Raw genomic sequence first — 12,013 nt, 5'->3', positions numbered from 1 at the left:
TCGCAATGAATAGGCTCTCGTTTTTCCCTTCTTAACCTCACTTGTTATCAGGGTTTGTTCATGGCCTTTGATGATAGTTACCGCTTGAGTGCCCATGCGGTAATCACGAATACTGGCGGAGAAGTACTGCAGCTGAAAGCGACTTATGCTGAGCGTAGCTGGGGCTTGCCAGGCGGAGCATTAGACCCGGGTGAAACTGCCCATGAGGCATTGGTGCGGGAGTGCCATGAGGAACTTGGACGAGAAGTTCGAATAGAGTATCTCAGTGGCATCTATTACCACAACGCTTTCAATTCACATGTTTTTATTTTTCGAGCCCATTTCATTAAAGAGGGTGACTATATTCTCTCTGATGAACATTCCCAATGGGCTTACTTTCCGCTTCACCAATTATCCCAGGTACAACGTCACAGGGTCGAGGATTGCCTCACGTTTAATGGTATTGTGCGTAGCGCAAAGTTCTAACTTTATTATCTTCCTTGGCAATAGATCTGGTATGCCTGGGTACATTTGGCGAAAATCGCCAAATGCAATGTAGTCGCAGAATTCCCCTCCCTCCTACATTAGTATTTGCCCCCTGGTGTTTATTGCCCTGGAATTCCAGAGCCACCGCAACTCGCGGAGGCCTTATAAAAGTTAATAAAATCAAATAGTTGAATAATTGATACAGCAAGTTGTACTCACCTGCAAGCTATGCTGATGGATAAGAATTATGGGTTTGGAATTGAAGATGCCTGAGTTGGGCAACCTAAACGAAAACAGCCTTGAATTAGAGTGCCGGGTCGCTCTGGTCAGTTCTGATAGCAAATTGGCCAATGAGTGGATTACCGCTCTCAATAATACGGCAGCAGTACACGACAATCCTTTTGGTCTTCATTTTGAAGCCGTAACGCCCGCAGATGCTGAAAGGTTGGCAAAAGAAGAGGATTCCCTGCAAGCGGTCATTGTCGATGGTGGCAGTGACGGGCAGGGGCTGGATGCTGCAGATGACCTCGCTGACCGAATTCACGCTTTGCGTTCCCAGCTTAATATCTTCCTCGTAGCTCACAGTGGTTTTGCTGGAACAACCTCCAAGCCGGGCAAATCCGGTTCAAAATCCCTGGCAAATTTGCGTCGCCGCTTCGATGAGTTGTTCGACCGCCGTGAGGGCAATTTCAACCATATGTTCCGCTTGGTGCAGGCGTTTATTGCTCGACGAGCTTCGACTCCTTTTGCCGACACCCTGAAAGAATACGTATTCTCAGCTCGGGATGCGTGGCATACACCTGGTCATTCTGGTGGTGACAGTTTGCGCAATAGTCCCTGGGTGGGGGATTTTTATCGCTTTATGGGTGAACATATCTTCAATACAGACTTGTCTGTATCTGTTCAAGTTTTAGATAGTTTACTCGAGCCCCACTCGGTTATTCAGGAGGCTCAGGATCTAGCGGCTCAGGCTTTTGGGGCTCGCCATACCTTTTTCCTGACCAACGGCACCTCTACCGCGAATAAAGTGGTTATTCAGCAAATTCTTGGCGGTGGCGGAAAAATTATCGTTGACCAAGCGTGTCACAAATCAGTTCACCATGCGATTGTGATGAATCGCTGTGAGCCGGTTTACCTGAAGTCTGTATTGCATCCAGAATTTGGAATTTACGGGCCGGTAAAGCGTTCGGATATTGAAGCTGCCCTGGATGAGCACAGTGATGCGCGCCTATTGGTAATTACCTCCTGCACCTATGATGGATTGCGTTACGACCTTAAGCCAATTATCGACTACGCCCATGAGCGTGGAGTGAAAGTGCTGGTGGATGAAGCCTGGTTTGCCCATGGTTTCTTCCATCCCGAGTTGCGGCCTACAGCACTGGAATGTGGGGCAGATTATGTGACCCAAAGCACCCACAAAATGCTGTCGGCCTTTTCCCAGGCCAGTATGATCCACGTGCAAGACCAGGACTTTGATGAATTCCGTTTTCGCGAAAACCTGAATATGCACGCCTCTACCAGTCCTCAGTACGCAATGATTGCGAGCCTAGATGTGGCGCGTAAACAAATGGCGATGGAGGGGTATGGTCGTTTGAAGCAATGTCTAAAGATGGTGGAAGTTTTACGTAATGCCGTCAATGAGACAGGTGTGTTCCGCGCGCTAACACGTGATGACTTAATTGCTGACCCACTTGCCAGTGATAACATTCGCCTTGATCCCACCAAGGTGACTATTGATATTTCCAAGAGTGGTTACTCTGGCAATGAAATGCAGATTAAATTGTTTGATCAGTATGGCATCCAGGTGGAAAAGACCACCTACAATACCATTACTGTACTTGTAACCCTCGGTAGTACAGAGAGCAAATTACTTCGCTTGATTCATGCTCTTAAGCAATTGGCAGGAAATACTCACAAGCGTATTCATATCGGGTCGCCGAGGCGTTTGCCAGAATTTACCCGTTTTACATGTCTACCGGCAGATGCTTATTTTTCGGAAGCAGAAGAATTGCCGCTGATGGATAATGGCACAGAAGCTATTGAGAACCTGGTTGGTCGGACCAGTGCAGATGAAATTGTTCCCTATCCGCCAGGTATTCCGGTCCTTGTGCCGGGACAGGAAATTTCAGCCCAGATAGTGCAGTTTTTACAGCAGCTACTTCAGGGGCAGAATACGACAGAAATTCACGGTCTTATTTTCCGCTCTGATGAGCCGATGCTAAGGGTCGTTAAGGAAGCCTCCAAGGGCAAAGCTGAGAAAGTGCAGTCTTCTGGAGAGAAAAAGAAAGGAAAATAGTAAAACTCCATAATCCGGCATGGAGGCCGGTATGCTCGAAAGTCCACAATCTGTGTTGATAGCCGGTGCTTCCGGTGGCATAGCGCAGGCTATTGGCGCCGAAATTATTCGGCGCTATCCTCAAGTTACATTATTGACCTTGAGTCGAATCACAGTTGATATGATTCCTGGCCATGTCGGTGAGCGACACCATTTATCCGTTTGTTTAGAGCAAGCCGAGTCCATCGATATTGTTGAAAATTTTTTGGCCGAACACTCTGAGCCACCAAGTTGGGTAATCAACTGTTGTGGCATTTTACATGATGAGTTCCACGGACCGGAGAAGTCCCTATCGCAATGTGATGATCACTGGTTATTGCAGTCGATTCAGGTCAACGTACTTTCCCATTTACATTTAGCGCGCGCACTGGATGGATTCTTGAAGCGTAGACGCCCTTTGTTGTGGGCATCGCTTTCGGCAAAGGTGGGAAGTATCACGGATAACCAGCTCGGTGGCTGGTACAGCTACCGGTGTAGTAAGGCCGCATTAAATATGCTGGTTAAGAATCTGTCTATTGAGTGGGCGCGGAAACTGGAGGAAAGTTGTGTGGTAGCGATTCACCCAGGTACGACAGATACTTCACTATCCAAACCTTTTCAGTCTAATTTGCCCCCAGATAAACTCTACACCCCTGAATTAAGCGCGAATCGTATTGTAGATGTCTTGAGTCAACTGGCATCGGCAGACACCGGAAAATTACTGTCATGGGATGGAAGTTTTATACCCTGGTAGCGATCAGCGTGAAATAGGCGCGATAGTAGCTGTTATCGTATCTTAAGTTATAAGAGGGTTTCCCCGCTCCAGAATAGTGGCGATATCAATCCCAGTGGGTAGGCTTCCAGTATTGTGTGTGCCGTTAATCCCTATTCTTGATTTGATAAAGGCGTCAGTTACACAAGGGTTACTCCCCTGTAGCAGAAGGTGCGCCTGCATGGTCAGGGCCATTTGGTCAATAATATGACGGGCACGGTATTCAAATTGATTTAGGTCGGAAAGATCGTTTCTTAACTTGTCGACTGCCGTATCAAATTGTGTGTTTATGCCTCGACTAATGTTTAACTCATCAAACCAGTGGCTAATTACTGCAGGGGTTTTAGTGATGGCACGTAACACGTCCATCGCTTGAATGTTCCCTGAGCCCTCCCAGATTGCATTTATCGGAGCATCTCGGTACAGCCGTGCCGTAATAAAGTTTTCAATAGCTCCATTGCCTCCCAGGCACTCCATAGCCTCATAGGCGTGATGGGGACTGCGTTTGCATATCCAGTATTTTCCCACCGCGGCCCCGAGCCTGAGTAGCATCTTCTCGTGTTCGCTGCCCTCTTGATCCATTGCTCTGGCTATGCGCATGGTAAAGGCAATTGAGCCTTCCACCTCCAATTGAAGGTCGGTAAGCACATTTTGCATCAGTGGTTGATCAATCAGCTTTTTGCCAAATGCTTTGCGCTCACTAGCGTTGTAAATTGCCTGGATAACAGCTTGCCGCTGCCCTGCAGATGAGCCCATCATGCAATCAAACCGCGTAATCGCTACCATCTTGATGATGGCGCTGACCCCACGCCCTTCTTCGCCGATTAGCCAGCCCAATGCGCCGCGTATCTCAACTTCTGAAGAAGCATTGGAAACATTGCCACACTTTGTCTTCAGGCGTTGAATCTCCAGCTGGTTCTTCGAACCATTCGGCCTCCATCTTGGAACCAAGAAGCAGGATAAGCCGCCGGGCGCCTGGGCAAGAATTAAAAAGGCATCGCACATAGGGGCGGACATAAACCATTTGTGCCCTAATAATTCATAGGTTCCATCGGCGAGGGGAATTGCAGCGGTGGTATTTGCCCTGACATCTGAGCCCCCTTGTTTTTCGGTCATGCCCATACCGATCGTCAATGAGTTTTTCTCAAAATATGGGCGATTACTTCCATCGTAAGTGCGGCTGGTTATTTTGGGTATCCATTCGATGGCGATTTCAGAGTTTAGCTCGATAGTGGGCACTGAGGCGAAGGTCATAGTGATAGGACACCCGTGACCGGCTTCAAGCTGAGTGTGCAAGTAATTTTTTGCAGCTCTGGCCACGTGGGCACCTGCGCGTGGGTCGGTCCAGGGAGAGCTGTGTAAACCTTCTGAAAGTGCCAGCTGCATTAGCTGGTGATAAGAGGGATGGTATCGAACCAAATCAATGCGGTGGCCGGAACGATCGTGACTTTCGAAGATAGGTTTAAATTCATTGGCGGCATAACCCCGCTCAATCATTTCTGGCCTGCCACACACCTCCCCATACCGCTCCAGGTCATCTTCAGCCCAATGGGCCCCATTAATATGTACGGCTTCCTTTAACGCCTGATCAGTAATATAGAGGTTATGACCAGTAAGTGGGCGAGGCTGATTGCTAACTTGATATGTGGATTTGTAATCTGGCACATAGTTTTGACTGTTCATAACTTCACCTAAAGGACTTGAGATTTCAATTGGTGTAGCGACTTACTTTGTACAATTTTACCAATTAATTGAAGGTAATAATTCAAGAAATAGCTGAATATGAGCATAAAACAAGCTTTCCTTGATTACTATTTAAGCTGTTTGATTGTGGTCAGTTATTTTGTTGCTTTTATTTACAGGGCTGTATGTTTTGATTTGAGGGTAATGTTTACTCGATCAAATATGGTTTTAAAGTAATGAAATGAAATTTATATTTAATTGCTATCGAATACTATTTTTTCAGTTTATCTACTGTAGCTCTTGAATAGTTTGATGTTTGTCACCTCATTTTAGCTAAGGTTTTTTTTTATCTCAAATTGATCAAAATAAATTTAATAATACTGTGGACCAGTATAAAAAAATTGATATTTATGAGTTCTTGTTTGCTGGGAGAATCTATACCAAAGCATGTGAATTTTTCTTTTCGGTTCACCTTTCTATGATACCTTAGTATTACTAAATGGTATGAGGGAACCAAGTTGGCACACTTAAGATTGAATTTTTGATATCTAGATCACTACCGGTTGAAGTCATTGGGTTGATCGAATAGATTTAGCTCACAGCATAAGATGAGCGCGGAAACTTAAAAAATAGTTAGCCTGGCAACAGGCTTAAACATAAAAGGACTGCACATTGGGGGAACCCAGATGAATTTGCATAAGGATTATGCACCGCTAAAGGTTGTTAGCCCTAAGTCAGAAAAGACAGGGATTACAGTTGCCTTTTTAACCGCATGCGTCAATCTACAATCCTCAATATTTGCCGGGCGAATTGAAGATGAGTTTAAGACTACTTGCGCTATTTTGCAGCGCTCGACACTTTCTTCGCTGAGTGGCATTAAGGCTGAATACCTCCTTCTTGATTGTGCCGATGTCTCTGCTTCAGAGCTTGAATTACTCTTAAGGGAAATACACTCCCTGCCCAGTCCACCAAATATCGTATTGATCAATGTAGGTCAGAAATCGGATATTGATTTTGTTCTTCACTGGGAAAAAGTCTTGGGATTAATACCCTCTGAGTGCGAAGCAAAAGTCATTATGGAGAGGTTAGGGAGGATATTCTCAGGGGAATACTGGTTCCCAAGAGATGTGCTTCATAACTTCCTTAGGCAGCATAGAAAGCCAAAAAAATGGTGCGATAAAGTATCAAATCTTACTCAGCGGGAACGGCAAATTTTGCAGTTGATTTGTGACTGTAATACTAACGCTAATATAGCTGAAGCCTTGTGTGTCAGTGAACATACTGTTAAGAGCCATCTATATAAGATCTATAGAAAAATAGGCTGTAAGAATCGCCTAGAAGCAAGTAGCTGGGCCAGTCAAAACTTGTAATATTATGAAATCACTATTAATAAGTGCAGCTGTGTTTACAGTTGCACTTTCATGTATCGTATACAAAAGTTATGCCCAAGAAACAGGTGAGCAAATCTCAGAGGAGTCTCTGCTTACTGGACTGGTTATTGATAATACGGTAAGTGGTATCGGCCATGAGTTTGCGAGATCTCTTTCTATTTATATCACGACTAATTTCACTGGGTTTGATTACAATCTGACAGTGCATGAAAGGCCGTCGGCTAGATGGGGTAGTGTTGTTTGGGTGACCTTCGATAGCAAGCAGGTTTTTAAGACAGTTATTTACCCTGGGCGAAGAAAGTTCGGTGCAGTTGTTGAGCAGGCAGCATCGCAAATAAATAATAATGTACGTCAGCAGCGGTTACAGGAGCTGTTATCTCAAAATATTGATTTGGCGGGGGATGAAATATAATGAAATATATTTGCGCGGTAGCTATTTGTATTTTTTCTTGTTCAGTGTTTGCAACGGAGTTGGTGTATACGCCAGTTAACCCATCATTCGGGGGTAATCCTTTAAATGGTAATTATTTGTTGAATAATGCTAGCGCGCAGAACAGTAAGAAAGATCCTGATGCTAAGAATTCCCCCTATTCTGATTCTTCTTCCCTGGATAGATTTACAGACACTCTAGAATCTCGCTTGCTTTCACAGTTGTTGACAGATGTCGGGAACGGTAATGACGGGACTTTGGTGACTGATGACTACATTGTAAATATTGTTGATATTGATGGTGAGCTAACAATAACGATAACCGATGCTGTTACAGGTGAAATATCTGAGATTGTGGTAGTGGGTCTCAATCCTACCAATTAATAAAATTTTATCGATAGGCTTAGGTTTTTGTGGGGTGGTGCAATGTTGTTAAGAATATTGTTGTTTACTGTTATTTTTGGGTTGAGTGCGTGTAGCTCTGTAAAAGAAGCTTTATTTGGTCCCGGTCAACAAAAGGCAACGCTGACAGACCGAATGAGCACTTATTCTGATTTGGTTAGCTTGCCAGCTCCCAGGGGAAAAATAGTCGCAGCTGTTTATGGTTTTAGTGATCAGACTGGGCAGTATCGGCCTGCGCCTTCCAGTTCATTTTCGACAGCGGTTACTCAGGGAGCTGCTGCCATGCTTGTTCAGGTTCTGAATGAATCTGGGTGGTTTGTAACGCTTGAGCGAGAGGGTCTTCAGAACCTATTGACGGAAAGGAAAATAATTAGGGCCGCAATAAAAGAACAGGATAGCCCTGCAAGTCCTGTGTTCGATTTACCTTCACTAATGTCAGCAAACATTATGCTTGAAGGTGGGATTGTTGGTTATGATACCAATATTAAGACTGGAGGAGCAGGTGCCCGTTACTTTGGTATTGGTATTTCCGAGCAGTATCGTGTCGATGAAGTGACCGTTAATTTACGTGCAGTAGATGTGCGAAGTGGTCGGGTGTTGAGTAGTGTTTTGACTAGCAAGAAAATTTTGTCGAGGCAGGTTCAGGGAGACGTTTACACTTTTGTTGAGTATAAGCGATTGCTTGAAATAGAAGCAGGTATGACAACTAATGATCCTACTCAGTTATGTGTTCTTTCGGCCATAGAGTCAGCGGTAATTCACCTTATTTCACAGGGGGTCAATGCTAACCTGTGGGCGCTAGAAGATAATAGCCAATACCCTATGTCTGTACTTAGCGAATACGCAGCAACTCCAGTTAAAATATTATAAATTTTTAAAGAATATTAAATTTTGCAATACATGTTTCTATTTGTTTGGTTGGCCTGGAGTGGTTTTGTTTGTTAATTGTCAAATTTTATTTGTGAGCTTTAATGTTTTTGCGTGTAATTAGATGGAATGGGTTTACGTTGGCATTTTGTGTGTTTTGGGCTTGTGGTCTAAGTTAATACCAAAGTCTTATATTCTTCTTATTCTTTTTTATTAAATATAATCTTTCTTCTGATTCAATATTTCTCTTTTTTACCTATAGTTGTTCTCGTTGTTTTTTTAGTTGTTAACCGTTCTTTATTGAGAGGTGGTTGGTGATTGCTACAGCGAAACGAGTAACGGTAATTACACTTCTGTTCCTGGTTTTACCGCTTTCGGTGTGTTGGGCTTCTGATCTGGATAACCACGATGAACTGTCTGCGGGGCAGGGGGCCCTGGATCTTCTTTTACTAAGAAAAGATTCAATTGCGGGCAACTTGGCTCAGGTTTCACAAACGGGTGATTATAACGTTGCAGAGATTACCCAGTCTGGTTTTTATAACCAGGCCGTCCTGATACAAGGAGGTGAATCCAATGCTGCATTAGTGCAGCAAACAGGCGATTCTAATTATGCTGCGATATCGCAGTCTGGGGCCTACAACCAAGCTACAGCGATACAGAGTGGTGTGGGTAACGTGGCATTGATCAGTCAGGTTGGCTACGGAAATTCCGCAAACATTATTCAAAACGGTGATGGATTGTTTGGTTATGTCGCTCAGTTCGGTGACGACCATGCGGTGCAACTAGTGCAGTACGATTAAAGCACTGCACTCTTTTACTTGTATTTATAATTTTATTCCGAGGGAGATTGATAGATGAAAAAGGTTACACTTGCTGCTGCTATTGCTTTGGTTGTTGGCTCTAGCCAGGCACTAGCTGATAACAACTTTGGTGATCAGGTGCAGCTTGGAAATGACAATGATGCCAATGTTATCCAGGTGACAGCAGCTACCAATAATGCGGCGTACCAGTGGCAGGAAGGCGAGTCAAACTACGCCAGAGCCATTCAATCTAATGCTGATGACAACTACATTGACCAAACACAAATTGGCAACCGTAATTCAGCTAGAACAACCCAAGAATATGGCCAAGTAGGTAGTGAGGCAACTACTTATCAAGATGGTGAGGGAAACAACGGTGTAATTCATCAGTGGGAAGGTTCGTATAACACGACTCATATTGCTCAAATCGGTAGTGAAAACCAGCTGCATGTAGATCAGTTCTTTGGGTCTAATTTCAATTACTCTGACATGTATCAAGTGGGTAGCGATAACGCCGGACTCTTACAGCAAGAAGGTGATGGTAACTACTTTGTCAGCACCCAAGAAGGCGATAGTAACGGTGTTTGGAACAGCGCAGTTCTTTCTTCTACCGATGGGTTTTATGGCGGTCAGCTAGGTGACTTCAACGTGGGGTCAGTCTATCAATATGGTTCTGCCAACAATGCTAATTTGATGCAAAGAGGCGACTTCAACCTATTAGACGTTGGACAGGCCGGAGCTAATAATACGGCTAATGTCTTACAAGAAGGCCTGGGAAATGCGGGAATGGGCTATCAATCTGGAGATAATAACGTTGTTAATATCAGCCAGAACGAAACCTTCAATTATGGTGTTATGAATCAAGTGGGTAATGATAATAGCGCTAATCTTGTTCAAACTGGTGACGCTAATGTGGCCGACTTCGGTCAGTATGGCGATTTGAATCTTGTTAACATTGACCAGGCTGGTATTAGTAATGAGACATACGGTTATAGTGCCGGTGTATCAAATATTGTAGATGTAGATCAGTTTGGGGAGCTGAACTTGGCTGAAGTGCATCAAGATTTTGGTGCTGATAACCTGGTAACCGTAGCTCAATCAGGCGCCGAGCACTTCGCTCACGTTGGTCAGTCTGGCTATGAAAACATTGCCACTGTTAACCAGACAAGTACCTTAAATATGGCTAGCATTGAGCAAGTTGGCGCCAACAATATGGCTACCATCACTCAAAACTGATCTTGAAAAGTTTCAGGTATGAGAAAAAACCGCCCTTTTGGGGCGGTTTTTCATGAGGCCAATGTGGTTTTAGGTAAACAAAAAGTGACTAGATTATCCGTTGACCAGAAAAGTTGAGGATCAGCTCTAATAGCCCTGTCCATGGAGATTGCTGCCCACTACCACCTTTGATAGAGACATCTATAGCCCGAGCGCGAATTAATAAGCTTTCTAGTTGCTTCCTATTAAGTCTATGTAGGGCTCCTTGGACCAATGGCTGTCGCTTTTGCAGCCGAACCAATCTCGCTAGAGGTTGGCCTTGATCCAGTTTTTCCATGATGTCGAGAAGAGTGCGAATTTCTCTTGCTATTGCCCAAAGTACAATGGGTGGTTCAATACCTTCGACCCTCAATCCGTCGAGTGTTTTGACTGCTTTGGCTGAGTTGCCAGAGAGTGCTGTGTCAATTAGGTCAAAAACACTGTAACGGGCGGAGCTGGTAACACTATGTTCCATCATTTCCCGGGTGATTTCTTGCCCGGGGCAGGAAAGCTTAAGTTTTTCTATCTCCTGGCTTGCGGCAAGCAAGTTGCCTTCTACTCTTTCTGCCAGGATTTGTACTGCTTCTGGTTCGGCTGAGAGGCCTGCAGATGCAAGGCGCTGGTTGATCCAGCGGGGCATTTCCTGAATCGTCACAGGCCATACCTGAACCAATACTCCTGATTGTTCTAGGACTTTGACCCATTTGCTGTTGAGTTGCGATTTATCAAGTTTCGGTAATACCAGTAAAAGCAAAAGATCTTCACTCGCCAGTGAGGCAAACTCTTGCAGGGCTTTACTGCCCTTATCCCCCGGTTTACCTCCGGGTAAACGCAGCTCGACGAGTTTTTTTTCTGCGAAAAGAGACATATTTCCGGCTGAAGCAACCAGCGTGCTCCAGTCAAAATTATGCTCTGCGTGAATAAGTTCTCTCTCGGTGAAACCGTGCTTTTTCGCTGTTGAGCGGACTAAATCGCAGCACTCTTGTACTATTAAGGGCTCATCACCAGTGATAACAAAAATTGGCGATAGGCCCTTTTTTAGATTTTGCGATAATTGATGGGGGTTAACGCGCATTAATAAAACTAACCTAGTAGCTCTTTTCTTCTAATGAAGCATTCACATCGATACGCCGTAAGCGGTCGATAATGCGCCCAATAAGCTCCCGCTGCATCTCCGCGCGTAAGGTATTTTCCTCTTCACTTTTACTGACAATTTCATCGACATCCCACTCCAAGGTGCGGTAAACGTCTGCCTGTGCTTTATTTAGGAGGACTTGGCCTGAAGCTGTGCGTACGCTATAGATTGCACTGGTAATTAATTCGTATTCAGATGCTCGCCCTTCAGAGTCTACAGCTACGGTTAGTTTTCTCTCGGTTTCCTGGTGAATGATGAGTGTATAGTCAGCTTCTGCAGGTGATTCCGCCATAGGCACACCCGCATTATTGAGCAGTCGCGTTAATTGATCTGCGATATCACTGCGAGGGTCTACTGTGGATATATAGAGTGTACTACCGGGAGGAAAATTCTTAGGGGCGCCTCTTAGATGCCAGCCGCAACCGGCAATAGTGATAGCGAGAAGAAAAATAAAGGCTCGAATTGCGATTGTTTTCATAAACTACTTGCCTTGATCTTGTC

At 44.7% G+C, this 12,013-nt stretch carries 12 protein-coding genes; 9 read left to right on the top strand and 3 right to left on the bottom strand.

The features are described from left to right. Positions 1-60 precede the first annotated feature (60 nt). From ACJJI4_RS15935 to ACJJI4_RS15925, 3 genes are all read left to right on the top strand, one after another. Positions 61-465, top strand: a complete 405-nt coding sequence (locus ACJJI4_RS15935) for an NUDIX hydrolase (protein ID WP_413663124.1) — start codon at positions 61-63, stop codon at positions 463-465. Positions 466-712: 247 nt separating this feature from the next. Beyond that, entirely contained in the window at positions 713-2,761 is a 2,049-nt protein-coding gene (locus ACJJI4_RS15930; RefSeq protein ID WP_444925767.1) for an aminotransferase class I/II-fold pyridoxal phosphate-dependent enzyme, read from the top strand. A 31-nt stretch (positions 2,762-2,792) separates the two neighbouring features. Then, positions 2,793-3,533 (top strand): SDR family NAD(P)-dependent oxidoreductase, encoded by a 741-nt coding sequence (locus ACJJI4_RS15925; RefSeq protein WP_413663122.1) that lies wholly within the window; start codon positions 2,793-2,795, stop codon positions 3,531-3,533. Between the two features lie 42 nt (positions 3,534-3,575). Here the strand turns inward: ACJJI4_RS15925 and ACJJI4_RS15920 are convergent, their stop codons facing one another. Further along, entirely contained in the window at positions 3,576-5,234 is a 1,659-nt protein-coding gene (locus ACJJI4_RS15920; protein ID WP_444925766.1) for an acyl-CoA dehydrogenase family protein, read from the bottom strand. A gap of 686 nt (positions 5,235-5,920) precedes the next feature. On the opposite strand from ACJJI4_RS15920, the gene ACJJI4_RS15915 reads away from it, so the two are divergent. From ACJJI4_RS15915 to ACJJI4_RS15890, 6 genes are all read left to right on the top strand, one after another. Then, the gene (locus ACJJI4_RS15915; protein ID WP_444896277.1) at positions 5,921-6,604 is read left to right on the top strand and encodes a helix-turn-helix transcriptional regulator; all 684 of its coding nucleotides are present in this window, start codon (positions 5,921-5,923) and stop codon (positions 6,602-6,604) included. Between the two features lie 4 nt (positions 6,605-6,608). Continuing rightward, positions 6,609-7,037 (top strand): CsgE family curli-type amyloid fiber assembly protein, encoded by a 429-nt coding sequence (locus ACJJI4_RS15910; RefSeq protein ID WP_444896278.1) that lies wholly within the window; start codon positions 6,609-6,611, stop codon positions 7,035-7,037. Then, on the top strand, positions 7,037-7,438 hold the full coding sequence (locus tag ACJJI4_RS15905) for a curli assembly protein CsgF (protein ID WP_444896279.1): 402 nt from the start codon (positions 7,037-7,039) through the stop codon (positions 7,436-7,438). The genes ACJJI4_RS15910 and ACJJI4_RS15905 overlap by 1 nt, the downstream gene beginning before the upstream one ends. 42 nt (positions 7,439-7,480) lie before the next feature. After that, positions 7,481-8,326 carry a CsgG/HfaB family protein gene (locus ACJJI4_RS15900; protein WP_444896280.1) on the top strand — a complete coding sequence of 282 codons (846 nt, stop codon included), beginning with the start codon at positions 7,481-7,483 and terminating at the stop codon, positions 8,324-8,326. 311 nt (positions 8,327-8,637) lie between these two features. Then, entirely contained in the window at positions 8,638-9,123 is a 486-nt protein-coding gene (locus tag ACJJI4_RS15895) for a hypothetical protein (protein WP_444925765.1), read from the top strand. A gap of 54 nt (positions 9,124-9,177) precedes the next feature. Then, positions 9,178-10,359, top strand: coding sequence for a hypothetical protein (locus ACJJI4_RS15890; protein WP_444896282.1), 1,182 nt, complete (start codon positions 9,178-9,180; stop codon positions 10,357-10,359). 88 nt (positions 10,360-10,447) lie between these two features. Here ACJJI4_RS15890 and holA read toward each other — a convergent pair whose 3' ends face one another. Further along, complete coding sequence (gene holA, locus ACJJI4_RS15885; protein WP_444925764.1) at positions 10,448-11,452, bottom strand: DNA polymerase III subunit delta; 1,005 nt, start codon at positions 11,450-11,452, stop codon at positions 10,448-10,450. A 13-nt stretch (positions 11,453-11,465) separates the two neighbouring features. After that, a complete protein-coding gene (locus tag ACJJI4_RS15880) occupies positions 11,466-11,990 on the bottom strand; it encodes an LPS-assembly lipoprotein LptE (RefSeq protein WP_444896284.1) in 525 nt (174 codons plus the stop codon). Positions 11,991-12,013 lie beyond the last annotated feature (23 nt).

Source organism: Microbulbifer maximicatervae (SeqCode), from assembly GCF_052467305.1.
This window is presented reverse-complemented; position numbering and strand designations above follow the sequence as displayed.